This window comes from Mycolicibacterium sp. ND9-15 (assembly GCF_035918395.1).
GTDB lineage: Bacteria > Actinomycetota > Actinomycetes > Mycobacteriales > Mycobacteriaceae > Mycobacterium.
This window is the reverse complement of sequence record NZ_CP142362.1, coordinates 1,711,488-1,729,539: the sequence shown is the minus strand read 5'-3', so window position 1 is coordinate 1,729,539 and position 18,052 is coordinate 1,711,488. Positions and strand designations below refer to the sequence as shown.

Here is an 18,052-nt window from a genome sequence, read left to right as displayed (position 1 = left end):
GACCACCCATGACTCAGATCGCGATCATGGTGTACCCCGGGTACACCGCGCTCGACTTCATCGGCCCGTACGAGGTGTTGCGCAACCTGCCCGGCGCCGAAGTGCGGTTCGTCTGGCACGAACCGGGGCCGATCGAGGCGGACTCCGGCGTGCTGCTCATCGGCGCGACCCACTCGTTCGACGAGACGCCGTCGCCGGACATCGTCCTGATCCCCGGCGGGCTGTCGAGTTTCCAGCACGCCCGCGACGAAAAGGTGCTCGACTGGGTCCGCCGGGCCCACGAGACGTCGACCTGGACGACCTCGGTGTGCTCGGGTTCGGTCATCCTCGCCGCGGCGGGCGTGCTCGACGGGCGCCGAGCCACGTCGCATTGGATGGCGCTGCCGATGCTCAAGCCGTTCGGCGTCGACACCGTTTCCGATCAGCGGGTCGTGCACGAGGGCAAGATCGTCACCGCCGCGGGGGTGTCGGCGGGTATCGACCTGGGCTTGTGGCTGTACGGGCAGATCGCCGGCGACGCGAAGGCCAAGGCGGTGCAGCTGGTCATCGAATACGACCCGCAGCCCCCCTACGACTCCGGGCACCTGTCGAAGGCGTCGGCCGCCACGAAAGCGGCGGCCTCGGCGTTGCTGAGCGTGGACACGGTCAAGCACCGGCAGCTCGTCCCGACCGTGGCGCTGCTGTGGACCGCCGCGCTCCAGCGAGTCCGCAAAAAGGCGGTTTCGGTGCGCTAGCAGTCGGTGAGCGATCAGGAGCGCACCGAACTCACCCGTGGGAACCTTCGACCAGGTCCCGGTAGGCGGCGGTGAACGCCCGCGTGCCCTGTATCAACGCGGCGCGGTCCGCCTCAGTCATGCGCCGTGTCACCGCGCGAAAAGCTTTGGTACGTAAGCCGATCAACTCGTCGAGGACCGCACGGCCCGCATCGGTCAGTTCCAGCAACGTGGCCCGGCGGTTAGTGGGGGCAACGCGGCGAGTGATGTAGCCGGCCTCGGCCAGCCGATCGCTGAGCCGGCTCGCCGTGGACGGCAGCAGGCCCAGATCCTCGCCCAATTCGGTCACCAGGGACGGCCCAAGTCGATCCAACGCCTGTAGTGCGCGCAGCGGCGCGAGTCCGATCCGCTTCTCCAGTTGCTCGAGCGCGGACACGTTGAGCGCGAGCAGACCGCGCGTGGCTCGTTCGAGCTGCGACAGGAACTCATCGCTGACCACCGAATCGTTCTCCGAGGCCTCATCCATCGTCGTCATGAGTCGAGTCTCACAGCCGGTAGTCGGGTAGCTCGATGTCGTCGCGTAACGCACGCCCCAGAACCAGGTGTCCGATCGGCCGGACGTTGCACGCGCGGACCGCCAGGTTGCGCAACCAGATGCCGAGGTCGGTTCGGGTCGCGAAGAACGAGATCAGCCGCTTCGCGCCGTCCTGCTTGGCTTCGATGAAGTCACGCAGGCGGTTCTCGTACGCGGCGTAGGCGGCCTCGACGTCGTCGCCCGCCAGGGCCAGCTCACCGGCGAGTACATAGGCCTCGGCGATGGCCAACCCGGTGCCTTCGCCGGCCAACAACGAAACACACGCCGCGGCGTCGCCGACCAACGCCACGCGACCGGATGACCACTTGTCCATGCGGATCTGGCTGACCACGTCGAGATAGATGTCGTCGACGTCTTCGAGGGCGTCCAGAATCCGCTCCGATTCCCAACCGGCATCGGCGAACTCCCTGCGCAGCAAGGCCTTACAGGATGCAAGGTGGTCAGGCAGCGTTGGCGTCGGCGAGCGAAAGATGAACAGCACCATGGTCCGGTCGCCACGCAACGTGAACCTGCTGATCTGGCGCCCGGGCACATTGTGCGCCATGTACACCAGTTCGTCGCGCGGTCGGTAGCCGTCGAGCACGCACGCCGCGACCTGGCAGCCGAGATAGCGCTCGTGGTGCGGCTCAGGTCCGAAGGCCAGCGCCCGCACGTTGGAGTGCAACCCGTCCGCGCCGACCAGCATGTCGAATTCTCGTGAACCGCCGTGGTCCAGGTCGACTGTGACACTGTCGACTCCGTTGTCGATCGCGGCGATGCTGTCGGAGTAGATCGTCTCGATGTCGCCCTCGACCGTGCGGTAGATCGCGGCTGCCAGGTCCCCGCGCGGAAGGCTGACGTAGCGTCCCCCGACTGCGTGGCGGAGGGGATCTACACGAAGCCGGGCGGACGCCAGACCGGAGTTGTCGACGATGCGCAGTTCGCGCACGTCATAGCCCGCCGCGCGGATGGCTTCCTCGATGCCCATCTTCTGCGTGATGCCGTAGCCCAGGCCCCAGAAGTCGATCAGATAGCCGCCGGTACGAAAGCTGGAAGCCTTCTCGATCAAGGTGACGTCGTGCCCGGCCCGCACCATCCAATGCGCGAATGCGGGTCCTGCGACACCGGCGCCACTGATCGCAATCTTCACCGGGACGTTCCTCTTCGCAGTTTGTCGAGGTCATCGAACCTCTGAAGGGATATGACAATTTAGATGTTACGCGCATATCATGCACTACGCATGATATGCCGATGGCAACATCGGACGACGGGCCCACGGTCTGCCCCGCGTTCGAGGCTTGAGTACCGTCATTTGGGTGAACTTGGCCTACGACGATCGGGGAAGCGGTCCATCAGTGCTGTTCATCGCCGGTCATGGCGGCGCCGGACGGACCTGGCACCTGCACCAGGTGCCAGAGTTTCAGCGCGCCGGCTACCGCTGCATCACGTTCGACAACCGCGGGGTGGGCGCGACCGAGAACGCCAGCGGGTTCACCACGGAAACGATGGTGGCCGACACGGCGGCGCTGATCGAAAAGCTCGACGCGGCGCCGGTGCGCATCGTCTCCGTGTCGATGGGCTCGTTCATAGCCCAGGAACTCATGGTGTCGCGCCCCGACCTCGTCGACCGGGCGGTGCTGATGGCCACCCGCGGCCGCGAGGACCGTACTCGCGAATTCTTCCGCGAGGCCGAGGCGGAGCTCGCCAACTCCGGTGTCCGGCTGCCGGCGAAATTCGACGCCAAAATCCGGCTGCTGGAGAACTTTTCGCCCAAGACGCTCAACGACGACGTCAAGGTTCGCGACTGGATCGACATGTTCGTTATGTGGCCCACCAAGACGACACCCGGCGGGCACTCGCAGAGCGAGGTTCGTCCGCGGGGCAATCGGCTGCCCGCTTACCGGAGTATCACGGCACCGACGCTCGTCATCGGCTTCGCCGACGACCTGGTGCTGCCCCCGTACCTGAGTCGCGAGGTCGCAGACGCGATCCCGAAAGGCCGCTACCTGGAGATTCCCGACGCCGGTCACCTCGGTTTCATCGAGCGGCCGGAGGTGGTCAACAAAGCGATGCTCGATTTCTTCGCCGATAGGCTGTAGTGGTGAACGCTTCGACCGCGCAGGCCCGCGTGGTCGTCGACGAGCTCGTTCGCGGCGGCGTACGGGACGTCGTGCTGTGCCCGGGATCACGCAACGCGCCGCTGGCCTTCGCGCTGCAGGATGCCGACCGCGCAGGCCGGGTTCGGCTACACGTGCGTATCGACGAGCGCACGGCGGGCTTTCTGGCCATCGGGCTCGCGATCGCCGAACGCGCTCCGGTCTGTATCGCGATGACGTCGGGGACCGCGGTGGCCAACCTGGGGCCGGCGGTGGTGGAGTCGAATTACGCGCGGGTGCCGTTGGTGGTGCTCAGCGCAAACCGGCCCTATGAGCTGCTGGGCACCGGCGCGAACCAGACCTTCGAGCAGCTGGGGTATTTCGGCACGCAGGTGCGGGCCTCGATCAGCCTTGGTCTTGCCGAGGAGGTCCCCGAGCGCCTCGATGCGCTGAACGCCCAATGGCGTTCCGCGGTGTGCCGTATTTTGGTGGCAGCCAATGGATCCCGTACCGCCAACGCGGGCCCGGTGCAGTTCGACATCCCGCTGCGTGAGCCGCTCGTGCCTGACGCGGACGAGTCCGGCACCTATGTGCCGGAGGGCAGACCGGGGGGCAAGCCGTGGACGTACACCCCGCCGGTGACCTTCGACCAGCCGCTCGACATCGACCTGACCCCGGACACCGTCGTGATCGCCGGGCACGGCGCGGGGGAGCAGCCGAACCTGGCCGCGCTGCCGACCGTGGCCGAACCGACGGCGCCGCCCGCGGACAATCCGCTACACCCATTCGCGCTGAGCTTGGTGCGCCCGAAGCAGGTCATCATGCTCGGTCGTCCGACGCTGCACCGGCCGGTCTCGGCGCTGCTGGCCGATCCGTCGGTGCCGGTGTACGCGTTGACGACGGGGCCCCGCTGGCCCGACGTGTCGGGGAACTCGCAGGCCACCGGGACTCGTGCCGTCACGTCGGGGGCACCGCACCAGGCTTGGCTGGACCGGTGCGCGCAGGTGCACCGGCATGCCATGGAGGCGGTCCGCGGCCAACTCAAGGCGCACCCGCTCAAGACCGGCCTGCATGTGGCCGCCGCAGTGGCCGACGCCGTCCGGCCGGGCGATCAGCTCGTGCTTGGGGCGTCGAACCCGGTGCGTGACGTCGCGTTGGTGGGCTTGGACACCCACGGCCTCAAGGTGCGCTCGAACCGCGGTGTCGCGGGCATCGACGGCACGGTGTCGACGGCGATAGGGGCCGCGCTCGCGCACGAGCGGGCGGGTGGTGGGAGCGGGCCGAACCGGACGATCGCCCTGGTCGGCGACCTGACTTTCGTTCACGACAGCTCGGGATTGTTGATCGGGCCGACGGAGCCGACGCCGCGCAACCTGACCATCGTGGTGTCCAACGACAACGGCGGTGGCATCTTCGAACTGCTCGAACAGGGTGACCCGAGGTTCTCCGACGTATCGTCGCGGATCTTCGGCACACCGCACGACGTCGACGTCGGCGCGCTGTGCCGGGCCTATCACGTCGAGAGCCGACAGCTCGAAGCCGACGGCCTGGCCGAGGCGCTCAACGAACCGTACGACGGGTTACGGGTGCTGGAGGTGAAGGCCGACCGGTCTTCGCTGCGGGCGTTGCACGCGTCGATCAAGGCGGCCCTGTGAGCGGAGCAAACGATCCGGCTGCTGTGAGAATCAAGGCACGCCTGACCGAACCGATCCGGTGGGCTCGCCGCTTCCTGCCCCGGCTGACCGCCGACCCGAACGAGACGCAGCGGCAGCGGGTGTTTCGCCGGGTGCGCATCGGGATCATCCTCGCGGCGTGTCTGGTCACGTTGCAGTCCGCGCTGATGGTGCTGGGCGCGTGGCGCAATGACCGGCAGATCGAACGACACATGGGCGTCGCAGCAGCCGAGGTGCTCGACGCCGGGCCGCGCCGGTCGACGATCGAGTTCGTCACCCCCGACCGCGTGACCTACCGCCCCGAGTTGGGCGTGCTCTACCCCTCGGAGCTCGAGACCGGAATGAACATCTACGTCGAATACGACGTGAACGACCCGGATCTCGTTCGCGTGCAGCATCGCAACGCGGCGTTGGCAATCATCCCGGCGGGTTCGATCGCTGTCGTCGGCTGGCTGGTTGCCGCCGCGGCTCTGGGCGGGGTGACGCTGATCGAACGTCGAACTTCTGAGCGCCCGACGTGAATCTCCGATGCCAAGCGCACGTTCGCGCAAGAAGTCAGGATTCGATGAGCCTGTCGAGCCAGTCGTTGTCGTAGATGTCGATCTTCTCGTCGCCGACCAGGTCGTAGACCGTCGGCGTGCCACCGGCCAGAGGGTCGATGTCGATCAGGAACCCGAAGTTGTTCTCGTCCATCTCGGCGACGTTCACTGCCGACCCGCCACTGGCGATTCGCTTGGCGGCCTCCTCGGGCATGCCCGCCGAGGCCGCCATGTCGGCCATCTCGTCATCGCTGGGTCCCGGCCCGCCGGGGTCCTGGTCGGCCCACAGTTCTTCGACGAACCGTTGGAACTGCGCGCCGGTGGCGCCGGCCCCGGTGGCCAGAAACAGGGCGTTGCTGACCCGCGCCGAGTGACCGTCGGTCACCTCGTCGAGGAAGATCATCGGCCGGTAGGTGACGTTGAGTTGGCCGACGCCGATGTAGTAGGCGATCTGATCGCCGAAATCGGCTTGTAAGTCCGCACAATGGTTGCACTGCGGTTCGGTGAAGATCTCGATGCGGACCGGGGCGTCGTCGAACCCGGCGACGACGCCGTACCCGTCTTCGCTGACCGCCAGCGGGGGCTGGGCCGGGTCGCGTTGCGCCGCCCCGGTGACGTGGTCGGTGCAGCCCGCGGCAGCGATCGCAACGGTGAGCGCCACCGCCGCCACGGCCCGGGAGATCCGCATGTCAACCGCCCTTTCTCTGGTGGCACGATACGCGACGCGAACGCCTCGGAGCACCCATTGGGCGCACCGGGTTTTCGTTTGACGTCTGCCTGGCCGCAACCTTCACGACAGGCTCCGCTGAGACGATTCCGGCGTGCGCGTTGCAATCGTCGCAGAATCCTTCCTCCCCAATGTCAACGGCGTCACGAACTCGGTGCTGCGGGTGATCGAACACCTCCGCGGTAACGGACACGAGGTCCTCGTCATCGCTCCCGACACCCCGCGCGGCCAAGCACCCGCCGACCGCGTGCACGACGGTGTCCGCGTGCACCGCGTGCCCTCGCGGATGTTCCCCAAGGTCACCTCGCTGCCGCTTGGCGTGCCGCGTCCCCGGATCGTCGGTGTGCTACGAGGATTCGACCCCGACGTGGTGCATCTGGCATCACCGGCGCTGCTCGGCTACGGCGGCCTGCACGCCGCGCGACACCTCGGTGTCCCGACCGTGGCGGTGTTCCAGACCGACGTCGCGGGTTTCGCGCGAAGCTATGGCGTCGGGTTCAGCGCCCGCGCCGCGTGGGCGTGGACCCGGCACCTGCACAGCCGGGCCGACCGCACGCTCGCGCCGTCCACCGCCGCGATGGAAAGCCTGGCCGCGCACCGCATTCCACGTGTGCGCAAGTGGGCGCGTGGCGTCGACATCACCGGCTTCGCGCCCTCGGCGCGCGACGATGAATTGCGGCACCGGTGGTCACCGGACGGTAAGCCGATCGTCGGCTTCGTCGGCCGGCTCGCACCGGAGAAGCACGTCGAACGCCTCGCCGGTCTGGCGCGACGGCGCGACATACAACTGGTCATCGTCGGCGATGGTGTCGACCGCGCGAAGCTCGAACGCCGAATGCCGTCAGCGGTTTTCACGGGGGCGCTGTACGGGCGAAACCTCGCGGCCGCGTACGCCAGCATGGATGTCTTCGTGCATCCCGGCGAGCACGAGACGTTCTGTCAGGCCGTGCAGGAGGCGATGGCCTCTGCCCTGCCCGTCATCGCGCCGAACGCCGGTGGTCCGCGTGATCTGGTCACGCCCATGCAGACCGGCCTGCTGCTGCCGGTAGTCGAGTTCGAGGATCGGCTGAGCGCGTCCGTCGACCATATGATCGCTGAGCGGCAACGGTATTCGGTGGCTGCGCGCCGCAGCGTGCTGGCGCGGACGTGGCCCGCGATCTGCGACGAACTGCTCGCCCACTACGAGGACGTCGTCACCAGTTTCCGCGAGCGTGCGGGTTTGCACACGACACACCGCGGAAATTCAGCGTTTCGCGCACGCTCGCGCCGCATCGAGAGCGCCTGAACACAACAGCCAGCCTGGGCACCTGCTGACCGCATATCCGGTCGGCCTCCTCCCGCTCGGCGCGTCTTGACAGCTACGGTGGCCCCATGGGTCGCGCGACGCTGGACAAGGATCCCCACGAGGTGGCCTCGATGTTCGACGCCGTGGCTCGCCGCTACGACCTCACCAACACCGTGCTGTCACTGGGCCAGGACCGCGCCTGGCGGCGTGCCACTCGTTCAGCGCTGCGAATCGGCCCCGGCGACACCGTGCTCGATCTCGCGGCCGGGACCGCGGTGTCGACCGTCGAACTGGCCAAGTCGCAGGCCTGGTGCGTGGCGTGCGACTTCTCGGTCGGCATGCTGGCCGCCGGCGGGCGGCGCACGGTGCCCAAGGTGGCCGGCGACGCGACCAAGTTGCCGTTCGCCGATGCGAGCTTCGACGCCGTGACGATCAGCTTCGGCTTGCGTAACGTAGTCGACCACGTCGAGGGACTGCGTGAGATGGCCCGGGTCACCAAACCCGGTGGGCGACTGGTGGTTTGCGAGTTCTCCACCCCGACGGTGCCGATCTTCTCGACCGTGTACAAGGAGTACCTGATGCGGGCGTTGCCGGCGATCGCCCGCGTGGTGTCCAGCGATGCGGAATCCTACGAGTATCTTGCCGAGTCGATCCGGGCCTGGCCGGATCAGGCGAAGCTGGCCGGGCAGGTCGGTCAGGCCGGTTGGACGCAGGTGCGCTGGCGCAATTTGACCGGCGGCATCGTGGCTCTGCACGCGGCCATCAAGGCCTCACCGGCGCGACGGGAGGGCGGCGGCCAACGCCAGGAAGCGCCGTAGCGAGCGCCGGTCGCCAGCCGACACCTGGTACAACCGCTCGTGCTGCTCAGCATCGAGCGGCTCGTCGAGCAAATTCGCCACAACTTCAATCGCCGAAGCGCCAAAGACTGCACCCCGCAGTTCTCCGCGCGATCATCGATTCGGGCACGCCGGATGTGCGAGAGCCGCACGTCATTTCTGTCAACGAGGTCGATCCGTTGCGCGACGAGGGGCTCACCTATTATCGGCGGCTGCTTCGGGCGGGCGTGCCCGCGGTCGGCCGCGTGGTGGCGGGCACCTGTCACGGCGGCGACCTGCTGTGCGGCGGTTAAATGCCCGAGGCTTTCGAGGCGTCCATTCGGACGTCAGCGGTTTCGGGAAATCCCTCGGCTAGCCGATACCCTGTGGGCCGCCGGTCCCCGTGTTGCTCTTGACGACAGCCAGGCTCAGGTCGAACCTGCCATTCGGAAACGGGCTTTGACTACCGCGCCACGGCGTGCATACACCGACGAAGGGCACGTCCCTGCACGGTCCGTGCGGCCTGGCGGAAGCGGTGGCAGCGGAAGACAGGGCGGCTGCCACAATCGCGATCGCGACAAGCACCGCCCGAACCTTCAGACCCAGCATCGTGGTTTCCTTCCGCCGATGCCCATTCGAACGCCTCTGTGCTCCAGGGTAATCCCGATACGCATCGCCGAACAGCTCGGCTAGTAGGCCTTACATTTAGTGCTCTACGACCTTCGGTCGGAGCGGGCGTTCCAGAGCCGTTCGGTCTGTGGGCCGACGTCGGGACTGTGCGTTTGCTGGAAGTTGCGCCCGCCGCGCCCAAACGTCGCGATAACAGCTGCGGGCGTGTGGGATTCGACTACCGGCTCGGTAAGCCACCGGCACGGACGGATGTGCACCAGGTCGACGGCGACCGCAGCCGCATCGTCGTCGCGGCGGTAGGGGCCGTCGATACGACCCAACCAGAAGAGCCCGTCCGCATCGCGGGTCCAGACGAACGACCCGTCGGCGACGTCGGCGAACCGCTCGACGCGGCGAGCCAGCCGCTCATCGAACCCGGCGTCGCCGAAACCGACGACACCCGTCGCCAGCGCGCGGTCGATCGCCGCCTGCGGGTCGACGGCGTCGCGGCGGGACCGCATCGGAGCGCGGTACACCTGAGCCACGCGCGATATTCTGCCCCCAAATGGAGACGTTCAAGCGGTACCTGATGTTTCAGGCGATGATGTTCGTGTTCGGCATCGTCGGGCCGATCTTTTTGATCATGTACTTCGCCTCCCAACCGGATCCCACCGTCCGTTGGGCGTACTGGATCGGGCTGTTCATCACCGCGGCGGACGTCCTCATCGCGTTGGGCCTCACGGCTTCCACCACGTCGAACAACCGGACTAACTGAACGGCTCGCGCTCGTCGATGCGCCGCGACAGCCGACCGGCGCCGCGCCAGACCCGGGCGATCCAGTCCTCGTCCTCGTCGGTGACGAGATTGCCCATCACCCGCACCGCGATGTTCATCAGGAAAGCCGACCGCATCGCAACAGGTCCCGACGCAGGCAGGAACCGCGGAACGGTCAGCAGCAGCGCAAGCCGCCGAGCGACCGAGAACCCGCGCGCGTAGTTCGCCGACAGCACCGCAGGCCAGGCCGCACTCAGGTCACCGCTGCCCAGCAGTTCCGCGGCCAGCCGACCGGTCTGGAGCCCGTAGTCGATGCCCTCGCCGTTCAGCGGGTTGACGCAGGCGGCGGCGTCGCCGATCAGCATCCAGTTCGGGCCGGCGACGCCTGACACCGCGCCGCCCATCGGTAACAGCGCCGACAGCGCTGCGCGCGGCTCACCGACGAATCCCCACTCTTCCCGCCGCAGCCCGGCGTAATAGGACATCAATGGCCGCAGCGCCGCGTGGGCCGGCCGCTTCGTCGTGGCGAGCGCCCCGACGCCGATGTTCACCTCGCCGTTGCCGAGCGGGAAGATCCAGCCGTATCCGGGCAGCACCTTGCCCTCCGGCGAGCGCAGTTCCAGGTGCGACGTGATCCACGGTTCGCCGGCCCGCGGCGTGGCGATGTAGCCGCGGATCGCCACGCCGTACACCGTCTCCTTATGCCACTCGCGCCCGAGTACGCGGCCCAATGTCGACCGAGCACCGTCGGCGACGATCAGCTCGCGGCATCCGATCTCGGCTCCCGAGTCCAGCACCACCGCCTCGACGCGGCCCGACGAACCATGGCGCACATCAGCGGCTTTGACGCCGAGCATCATCTTGGCACCCTCGTCGGCGGCCACCATGCGGATGCGGTCGTCGAGCTCGGTGCGGGGGACCGCGCTCGACGTCGACGGGAACGACGGACCCGGCCACTCGATTTCGACGTCCGCGCCGAACCCGGACATCCGCAGGCCCCGATGCTGCACCCGAGCGGCCAGCCACGGACCGAGGCCGAGCCGCTGCATTTCCAGCACCGCGCGCGGGGTGAGCCCGTCGCCGCAGGCCTTGTCGCGGGGGAACTGGGCCGAGTCGATGACCAGGACCTCCCGGCCGCGGCGCGCAGCCCAGGCGGCGGCGGCCGAACCCGCAGGTCCGGCGCCTACGACGACCACGTCAGCCGCTGTGCTCATGGTTCCCAGTATGTTGGCAGGGTGAGGACGCCAGCGACGGTGGTGGCCGGGGTTGACTTCGGAAACCCCGACTTTGCGCAGGACGTGCGCGACGGAGTGGCCCGCATCGAAGACGTGATGGCCACTGAGCTGGGCAAAGCCGACGAGTTGATGGCCGAGGCGGTGCAACACCTGTTCCAGGCCGGCGGCAAGCGATTCCGTCCGCTGTTCACCGTCCTCTCCGCCCGGCTGGGTCCGGACCCGGACGCCTGGCAGGTCACCGTCGCGGGCGCGGTCATCGAGTTGGTGCACCTGGCGACGCTGTACCACGACGACGTGATGGACGAGGCGCAGGTCCGCCGCGGCGCCGACAGCGCCAACGCCCGATGGGGCAACAACATCGCGATCCTGGCGGGCGACTACCTGTTTGCGACCGCGTCGCGCCTCGTCAGCATGCTCGGGCCGGAGGCGGTGCGGATCATCTCCGACACGTTCGCCCAACTGGTGACGGGACAGATGCGGGAGACCCGCGGCGCCGCCGAACACGTCGACTCCGTCGAGCACTACCTCAAGGTCGTCTACGAGAAGACCGCGTGCCTGATCGCGGCGTCCGGACGGTTCGGGGCGACGTTCTCCGGCGCCGACGAGGAGCAGGTCGAGCGGTTGAGCCGGCTTGGCGGCATCGTCGGCACGGCCTTCCAGATCAGCGACGACATCATCGACATCGACAGCGACCCGGAGGAGTCCGGCAAGGTGCCCGGCACCGACCTGCGCGAAGGGGTGCACACGTTGCCCGTGCTCTACGCCCTGCGCGAGAGCGGCGCCGACGCCGACCGGTTGCGTGAGCTGCTGAGCGGACCGGTGGAAAACGACGACGACGTGGTCGAGGCACTGGGGTTGCTGCGTGCCTCGCCGGGCATGGTGAAGGCCAAGCAGACCGTCGCGCAGTATGCGGTGCAGGCCCGCGAGGAACTCGCCTATCTGCCCGAGGGACCGGGCCGGCAGGCCCTGGCGACGCTGGTGGATTACACGGTGAACCGGCACGGCTGAGCGGCGGAACTTGCAGAGCCCGGCTAAGCGTTGAGTCAGCGGAGTCTCTGGTCCGAAGGAGGAAGCGATGAGCTGGCATCCGCACGCGAACACCGCCAAGACGGTCGCTCTGCTGGTCGGGTTTTCGGCGCTGATCGTGTTCATCGCGGCGCTGTTTCGCAACACGGCGCTCATCGGGCTCGCGGTCCTGTTCGCCGTCGGCATGAACGCCTACGTTTACTTCAACAGTGACAAGCTGGCGCTTCGGGCGATGCACGCCCAACCGGTCACCGAGATGCAGGCGCCGGTGATGTACCGGATCGTGCGCGAGTTGGCGACGACCGCCCGTCAGCCGATGCCGCGGCTGTACATCAGCGACACCGCCGCACCGAACGCGTTCGCGACGGGGCGCAACCCGCGCAACGCCGCGGTCTGCTGTACGACGGGCATCCTGCAGATCCTCAACGAACGCGAGTTGCGTGCCGTGCTCGGCCACGAACTGTCGCACGTGTACAACCGCGACATCTTGATCTCGAGCGTCGCCGGCGCGATGGCCGCGGTGATCACCGCGCTGGCCAACCTGGCCTATTTCGCGTCGCTGTTCGGCGGGAACCGCGACGGTGGGGCCAATCCCTTTGCGATTCTGTTGGTTTCACTGCTCGGCCCGATCGCGGCGATGGTGATCCGGATGGCCGTGTCGCGGTCGCGCGAGTACCAGGCCGACCAGTCGGGTGCGGAGCTGACCGGTGATCCGCTGGCGTTGGCCAGTGCGCTGCGCAAGATCAGCGCCGGCGTCGAGCAGGCGCCGCTGCCGCCAGACCCCAAGCTGGCCGACCAGGCGCACCTGATGATCGCCAACCCGTTCCGCGCCGGGGAGAAGATCGGCAAGCTGTTCTCGACTCACCCGCCGATGGCGGAGCGGATCGCGCGCCTGGAGGCAATGGCCGGCCCTGGACATCGGGAAGGCCCGGGTTACTACTGACCCCTTGCCCCTTTAGCCGCGAGCGCTCATCCCGGTACGGTCTGCGGCCTCGCAACCGTACCTAGGTGAGCGCTCGGCGCAGATGCATTGAATCAGCCGGCTGTCAGACGCAGTTCGACCATCGGTAGGGCGGTGTTCGTGGTCTCGACCGGTACGCCCAGGGTCGATTCCAGGACAGGCTTCATCGTCTTCCATGCCCGGCGGTGCCGATCGACATAGCGCCGTAGTGCCGCATCGGCTTCGCTCGTGCTGAGGGTGCGGGCCATCGCGGGTCTCGACACCCGGGTGCCCACCGACACCTTGACGTGTGGATCGGCCTGGAGGTTCTTGAACCACTGAGCGCGGGTACCGAAGCCCGAGGCCACGACGTACGTATCCGGGTCGGGGTGATCGATCACTTCGAGGGCTACCCGCCGGATACGCCCTGACTTCCGCCCGATGTGCTCAAGCAGCAAGATCCGCGAGCCGAGGACAAATCCGAGTCGCGCCCGGTACAGCCAGATGGGCGCGCGCATCAGCCGACGTGACCTCAACAGCTTGGCTCCTGCTTCCGACAAGGAGTCCGATGCTCCGCGGAACAGCGACGAAAGGTTGGGCATCGAAACGCTCCTTTTGTGAGTTTCGGTTGGTATTCAGCGTCGGCCGAATCCGCGATTTCCGCCACCCCGCACGTGGATGTCAGGTCCAGCCGGGCGACGTGGGGTAACACTCGCCAGACCGGCACCGATGTGATTCGTATGCTGCGAGTCCCAGTCGCACCCCTTAGGGTGTGAGCGTGCTGAAGAGGGTGCTGATCGGTGTCGTCGGCTCTGCGGGCGCGGGCCTGATCGGCGTGGCGGGAATCGCTGCGGCACAGCCGCCGGAGCCGCCGACGCCGCCGCCGCCGAACGTCAACGCGCTCCCGCCGGTGAAGCTGTCGGACTTCGCGGTGTTGGACGGCAACTGGTATGCGTTCCGGACGCCGGACGGGCTGACCTGCGCGCTGCAACGCAATGGCGGGTATGGCTGTAGCGGTGCGATCCCGGGGGCGCCGGACGGCGCGAACTTCGTCAGCGGCGGCCCTGGCGCGCCGCAGTTCTCCGCGACGACGGCCGATGTGTTCGCAAGCGCCGGCGAGGTCAAGTCGCTTCCGGAAGGCTCGCGGATCAGCTTCCAAACCGTCAGCTGCGGCAGCGAGGGCGGCGTGACGACGTGCTCGGACAGCCGCAATCAGTCGGGCTTCGTGCTGACCCCTGCGGGCAGCTACATCATCAACGACGGCAGGGATCCAATGCTGGATCGGCCCGAGGGCACGAATCCCTTCTTCAACTGACGCTCGCGACGAAGACCCAACCGTGCGCTCGGCGGGAAGGAAAACGGCCTAGAAACCGGCGCCGTGCACCTCGTGGCCGGGCTTCTCGACCATCAGGCCGCGGTAGGCCTCTTCGACGCTGGAGCCGTGGTTGACCACGGCGTCGACCTCGCGTGCGATCGGCATCGAAATGCCGTACTGGTCGGCGAATTCCATGATCACGCTCGCGGCCTTGACGCCCTCGGCGACCTGGTTCATCGACGCGATGATCTCATCGATCGGCTTGCCCGCCCCCAACTGCTCGCCCACGTGACGGTTGCGGCTGCGCTGGCTGGTGCACGTGACGATCAGGTCGCCGATGCCCGCCAGGCCCGCGAACGTGTCGCGGTGCCCGCCGCACGCCTCGCCGAGCTTGGACATCTCGCGGATCGCGCGGGCCATCACCATGGCGCGCGTGTTCTCGCCGATACCGAGCGAATAACCCATGCCAACCGCGATCGCGTAGACGTTCTTCAACGCGCCGGCCATCTCGACACCGACGACGTCATCGGTGGTGTAAGTGCGAAAGCGCTTGGTGCGGAACAACCCCGCCAAGTCCGCCGCGAGGGACTGGTCGGGCATCGCGAGCACCGCCGCGGCGGCGTACCCCTCGGCCACCTCGCGCGCGATGTTCGGCCCGGCCAGGATTCCGGCCGGATGCCCGGGAAGCACCTCGGCGACGATCTGGCTCATCCGGTAGTTGGTGCCCTGTTCGAGGCCCTTCACCAGCGACACCACCGGCACCCACGGCCGCAACTCCTTGGCCAGTTCGGTGAGCACGCCGCGGAAGCCATGCGACGGCACCCCCATGACGATCACGTCGGCGGCCGTGGCCGCCTGGGAGAAGTCCGTCGTTGCCTTCAGGCTCTCCGGCAGCGCGACCTCATCGCCGAGGTACTTCGAGTTGCGGTGGTTGTCGTTGATGTCCTTGGCGGTCTCCTCCGAACGCACCCACTGCAGCGTCGGCCCGCGGCGGGCGCAGATGGACGCCACGGTGGTGCCCCAGGAACCTCCACCGAGGACAACGACTTCGGGTTCACGCTGTACAGGTGCCATGCCGATCAGGGTAGGTCCGGCGGCTGATGTTCAGGGCCATTTCGTGTACCAGGTCAGCCCAGCAGCGGGAACCGTCGCTCCTTTGCGAGGCGGTCCAGCGCCGCCTGCATGACGGACCGGACGTGTGCGTCGACCTCGTGGACATCCGGGTTCTCGCCGAACTGCCTGACGTCGATCGGCTCGAGCACCTGATCGACGATCTTGGCGGGCAACGGCATATTGGCCGGGAAGAACGTCGTCACTCCGAAGGGCAGACCAGCGCTCAACGGCAGGATGTCCAGCCGGATCCGGTGCAGGCCCATTCTCTTCGCCAGCCGATTGCCTCGGGTCAGGAACAGTTGGGTCTCCTGACCTCCGATCGACACCACCGGAACGATCGGCACGCCGGTTTCGATCGCGAGCCTGGCGTAGCCGGTGCGGCCTTCGAAGTCGATCACGTTCGCGCTCAGGGTCGGTCGGTAAGCGTCGTAGTCTCCGCCTGGATACACCAACACGACCGCTTGCGACTGCAACGCCTTGGCGGCATTTTCCCGGTTGGCATGGACGACGCCGAAGCGGCTCAAGTAACCCCGAAGCGGGGTGAAGAACACGCCGTAGTGGGCGAGCATGTACATCGGGCGGCCGTACCCGAACCTGTCGTAGAAAGCCGGGACGAGAACGAGTGCGTCCGGCGTCAGCATCCCGCCTGAGTGATTGGACACCACCAACACCCCGCCGGTGGGTGGGAAGTTCTCCAGCCCGCGCACCTCGGCGCGGAAGTACCGGTTGATGACCGGCGCCATCAGTCGCGTCGCCCAAGCGGTGAAACCCCGATCCCACTTGGCGAGCTCTGAACGGTCGATATCTTTGTTGCTCATCGTTCCTTCGCACCCGGTCGTCCTGGTGCGACGGTATTCCACACGGCCGAAATCGGTTGGAGCACGCGCCGATTTCTGCGCCAGGGCTGCTGTCCCGCGGCGCAGCACGACCCCGACGCAGAAATCGGCGGGCGTGGTGTCAGCGGTAGTTGACGAACTGCAGCGCCACGTCGAGGTCCGCGCCCTTGAGCAGCGCGATCACCGCCTGTAGGTCGTCGCGCTTCTTCGAGCTGACGCGGATCTCCTCGCCCTGAATCTGCGCTTTGACACCCTTGGGGCCCTCGTCGCGGATCAGCTTGGTGATCTTCTTGGCCTGCTCGCTGCTGATGCCCTGCTTGATCTGGCCGCTGACCTTGTAGGTCTTGCCCGACGCCTGCGGGTCGCCGGCGTCGAACGCCTTCATCGAGATGTCGCGGCGGACGAGCTTTTCCTTGAATACGTCGACGGCGGCCTTGGCGCGTTCCTCGGTCGAACTGGTGATGACGACCGTCTCCTCGCCCTGCCACTCGATGGACGTGTCGGTGCCGCGGAAGTCGAACCGGGTGGCCAGCTCCTTGGCGGCCTGGTTCAGCGCGTTGTCCACCTCCTGGCGGTCGACCTTGCTGACGACGTCGAACGATGAATCCGCCATTGGACTCTTTCCTCCTGGTTGGTCTGCTGATGGTCTGGTGCCGTTTTCGTCTTCAGCCCATCCTCGTTGTACCCTGCTAATCGCACCAAACCGGGTCACCCGGAGGTGCAGCACCCAGGCAGGTTGCCCGAGCGGCCAATGGGAGCGGACTGTAAATCCGTCGGCTTACGCCTACAGTGGTTCGAATCCACTACCTGCCACCACTTAATTTGTAGGTGAAGGCGGTGATGGTGGATGTGCCACCGTCTTGAGCGGTCGTATGGTCCGCAGATTGCCCGCAGTAGATTCCGCCGCAACGTCGAATGCGGTCGCTAGAGCGTCCAGATCATCCGGATACAAATGCCCGTAGCGGTCCAGCGTCAACACCGCCGTCTTGCTCATCAGCTTCTGAACAACCTTCGCGTTTGCGCCCGTCTTGATGGCGAGCGACGCACACGTGTGGCAGAGATTTTGTACCCGCACGGCGTCACACCTCTCCACCCGGCCACGGTCTTGGGCGCTTTCGTCGCTCTGCTAGACATCCAGTGTTCGGCCATCGCCCTGAAAGTGATCACCGATAAAGCGGGGTCTGTCCACGTCCCCGTGGCCGTCACTGTTCTGTTGGTTCAGCCAGTCCTGCACTGCGCCCTGGGTTACACAGCCTTGCTCAGCATGACTCATGCCCCGTAGACGAGTGAAATGAGAAATCGTCCCTGAGACGAACTTTGAGACAACCCGGTCTGGACTTGACCTGGAACGTGTGCTGCCAGATGTTTTCGCGAACCTGTCTCATATGGAGTCCATTTCGAGACCCAGCCGAAAATAACGATTCGTTGATTTCTCTACGGCGGACGCCAGCTATTGGTATGACTTGGCCAGCTTCTAAGTCCGCCTCACAGTCGTGTTGAAAGGGGATTACATGACTGCAGAGAACGACAAGATAAAGGCCGCGCCGAAAGACGACGAAGAGTCCGTCACCCTTAAGCCTGGGCAGTACCGCTCCATGATTCTGGCCAAGCTACGGTCTGACATCGCCGCCAAACAGGCGCTCCTTGCCGCATCCAGCGTCGCCGACATCGAAGACCTGTCTCCCATGAGCTACTACAAGATTAGCTACTACAAGATTAGCTACTACAAGCTCTTTTCGAAGTAATGGAAGATGGCTCAATAGATAGTCGAGACCGCGTCCG

20 protein-coding genes, 1 tRNA gene and 1 pseudogene are annotated in these 18,052 nt (G+C 66.7%); 13 read left to right on the top strand and 9 right to left on the bottom strand.

Annotated elements, in window-relative coordinates:
* The first annotated feature begins 8 nt into the window (after positions 1-8).
* Complete coding sequence (locus tag QGN32_RS08465; RefSeq protein WP_326548132.1) at positions 9-734, top strand: DJ-1/PfpI family protein; 726 nt, start codon at positions 9-11, stop codon at positions 732-734.
* Positions 735-765: 31 nt separating this feature from the next.
* On the opposite strand, the gene QGN32_RS08460 is transcribed toward QGN32_RS08465, so the two are convergent.
* On the bottom strand, positions 766-1,248 hold the full coding sequence (locus tag QGN32_RS08460) for a MarR family winged helix-turn-helix transcriptional regulator (protein ID WP_326548131.1): 483 nt from the start codon (positions 1,246-1,248) through the stop codon (positions 766-768).
* A gap of 10 nt (positions 1,249-1,258) precedes the next feature.
* Positions 1,259-2,437, bottom strand: a complete 1,179-nt coding sequence (locus tag QGN32_RS08455) for an FAD-binding domain (RefSeq protein WP_326548130.1) — start codon at positions 2,435-2,437, stop codon at positions 1,259-1,261.
* 166 nt (positions 2,438-2,603) lie between these two features.
* On the opposite strand from QGN32_RS08455, the gene QGN32_RS08450 reads away from it, so the two are divergent.
* The 3 genes from QGN32_RS08450 to QGN32_RS08440 are packed head-to-tail and all read left to right on the top strand — an operon-like array spanning position 2,604 to position 5,577.
* Positions 2,604-3,386 (top strand): alpha/beta fold hydrolase, encoded by a 783-nt coding sequence (locus tag QGN32_RS08450; RefSeq protein WP_326548129.1) that lies wholly within the window; start codon positions 2,604-2,606, stop codon positions 3,384-3,386.
* A 2-nt stretch (positions 3,387-3,388) separates the two neighbouring features.
* Positions 3,389-5,038, top strand: coding sequence for a 2-succinyl-5-enolpyruvyl-6-hydroxy-3-cyclohexene-1-carboxylic-acid synthase (gene menD, locus QGN32_RS08445; RefSeq protein ID WP_326548128.1), 1,650 nt, complete (start codon positions 3,389-3,391; stop codon positions 5,036-5,038).
* Between the two features lie 41 nt (positions 5,039-5,079).
* A complete protein-coding gene (locus QGN32_RS08440) occupies positions 5,080-5,577 on the top strand; it encodes a DUF3592 domain-containing protein (protein ID WP_326548991.1) in 498 nt (165 codons plus the stop codon).
* Between the two features lie 34 nt (positions 5,578-5,611).
* Here the strand turns inward: QGN32_RS08440 and QGN32_RS08435 are convergent, their stop codons facing one another.
* Positions 5,612-6,283 (bottom strand): DsbA family protein, encoded by a 672-nt coding sequence (locus QGN32_RS08435; RefSeq protein ID WP_326548127.1) that lies wholly within the window; start codon positions 6,281-6,283, stop codon positions 5,612-5,614.
* Between the two features lie 133 nt (positions 6,284-6,416).
* Between QGN32_RS08435 and QGN32_RS08430 the strand changes: the two genes are divergently transcribed.
* The 3 genes and pseudogenes from QGN32_RS08430 (at position 6,417) to QGN32_RS24350 (ending at position 8,798) form a co-directional block, all read left to right on the top strand.
* The gene (locus QGN32_RS08430) at positions 6,417-7,607 is read left to right on the top strand and encodes a glycosyltransferase family 4 protein (protein WP_326548126.1); all 1,191 of its coding nucleotides are present in this window, start codon (positions 6,417-6,419) and stop codon (positions 7,605-7,607) included.
* An 86-nt stretch (positions 7,608-7,693) separates the two neighbouring features.
* Positions 7,694-8,425: a demethylmenaquinone methyltransferase gene (locus tag QGN32_RS08425; RefSeq protein WP_326548125.1), complete on the top strand. Its 732-nt coding sequence runs from the start codon at positions 7,694-7,696 to the stop codon at positions 8,423-8,425.
* Positions 8,311-8,798: pseudogene (locus QGN32_RS24350) on the top strand (alpha/beta hydrolase fold domain-containing protein). Before QGN32_RS08425 ends, QGN32_RS24350 begins: the two are co-directional and overlap by 115 nt.
* A 337-nt stretch (positions 8,799-9,135) precedes the next feature.
* Here QGN32_RS24350 and QGN32_RS08415 read toward each other — a convergent pair.
* Positions 9,136-9,576, bottom strand: a complete 441-nt coding sequence (locus tag QGN32_RS08415) for a GAF domain-containing protein (RefSeq protein ID WP_326548124.1) — start codon at positions 9,574-9,576, stop codon at positions 9,136-9,138.
* Positions 9,577-9,596: 20 nt separating this feature from the next.
* Between QGN32_RS08415 and QGN32_RS08410 the strand changes: the two genes are divergently transcribed.
* The gene (locus QGN32_RS08410; RefSeq protein ID WP_326548123.1) at positions 9,597-9,806 is read left to right on the top strand and encodes a hypothetical protein; all 210 of its coding nucleotides are present in this window, start codon (positions 9,597-9,599) and stop codon (positions 9,804-9,806) included.
* Here QGN32_RS08410 and menJ read toward each other — a convergent pair.
* Positions 9,799-11,019, bottom strand: a complete 1,221-nt coding sequence (gene menJ, locus QGN32_RS08405; RefSeq protein WP_326548122.1) for a menaquinone reductase MenJ — start codon at positions 11,017-11,019, stop codon at positions 9,799-9,801. The genes QGN32_RS08410 and menJ overlap by 8 nt on opposite strands.
* A gap of 21 nt (positions 11,020-11,040) precedes the next feature.
* Between menJ and grcC1 the strand changes: the two genes are divergently transcribed.
* Complete coding sequence (gene grcC1 / locus QGN32_RS08400) at positions 11,041-12,048, top strand: nonaprenyl/(2E,6E)-farnesyl/geranylgeranyl diphosphat synthase (RefSeq protein ID WP_326548121.1); 1,008 nt, start codon at positions 11,041-11,043, stop codon at positions 12,046-12,048.
* Positions 12,049-12,115: 67 nt separating this feature from the next.
* Positions 12,116-13,009, top strand: coding sequence for a zinc metalloprotease HtpX (htpX, locus tag QGN32_RS08395; protein ID WP_326548120.1), 894 nt, complete (start codon positions 12,116-12,118; stop codon positions 13,007-13,009).
* Positions 13,010-13,101: 92 nt separating this feature from the next.
* Here htpX and QGN32_RS08390 read toward each other — a convergent pair whose 3' ends face one another.
* Positions 13,102-13,608 (bottom strand): nitroreductase family deazaflavin-dependent oxidoreductase, encoded by a 507-nt coding sequence (locus QGN32_RS08390; protein ID WP_326548119.1) that lies wholly within the window; start codon positions 13,606-13,608, stop codon positions 13,102-13,104.
* A 170-nt stretch (positions 13,609-13,778) separates the two neighbouring features.
* Between QGN32_RS08390 and QGN32_RS08385 the strand changes: the two genes are divergently transcribed.
* Positions 13,779-14,321: a hypothetical protein gene (locus QGN32_RS08385; RefSeq protein ID WP_326548118.1), complete on the top strand. Its 543-nt coding sequence runs from the start codon at positions 13,779-13,781 to the stop codon at positions 14,319-14,321.
* Between the two features lie 48 nt (positions 14,322-14,369).
* On the opposite strand, the gene QGN32_RS08380 is transcribed toward QGN32_RS08385, so the two are convergent.
* The 3 genes from QGN32_RS08380 to QGN32_RS08370 form a co-directional block, all read right to left on the bottom strand.
* Positions 14,370-15,395 carry an NAD(P)H-dependent glycerol-3-phosphate dehydrogenase gene (locus QGN32_RS08380; RefSeq protein WP_326548117.1) on the bottom strand — a complete coding sequence of 342 codons (1,026 nt, stop codon included), beginning with the start codon at positions 15,393-15,395 and terminating at the stop codon, positions 14,370-14,372.
* A gap of 53 nt (positions 15,396-15,448) precedes the next feature.
* On the bottom strand, positions 15,449-16,252 hold the full coding sequence (locus QGN32_RS08375; protein ID WP_326548116.1) for a lysophospholipid acyltransferase family protein: 804 nt from the start codon (positions 16,250-16,252) through the stop codon (positions 15,449-15,451).
* A 139-nt stretch (positions 16,253-16,391) separates the two neighbouring features.
* Positions 16,392-16,883 (bottom strand): YajQ family cyclic di-GMP-binding protein, encoded by a 492-nt coding sequence (locus tag QGN32_RS08370; RefSeq protein WP_326548115.1) that lies wholly within the window; start codon positions 16,881-16,883, stop codon positions 16,392-16,394.
* 117 nt (positions 16,884-17,000) lie between these two features.
* Between QGN32_RS08370 and QGN32_RS08365 the strand changes: the two genes are divergently transcribed.
* A tRNA-Tyr gene (locus tag QGN32_RS08365) sits at positions 17,001-17,086 on the top strand.
* Positions 17,087-17,781: 695 nt separating this feature from the next.
* Positions 17,782-18,015: a hypothetical protein gene (locus QGN32_RS08360; RefSeq protein WP_326548114.1), complete on the top strand. Its 234-nt coding sequence runs from the start codon at positions 17,782-17,784 to the stop codon at positions 18,013-18,015.
* Positions 18,016-18,052: the final 37 nt, after the last annotated feature.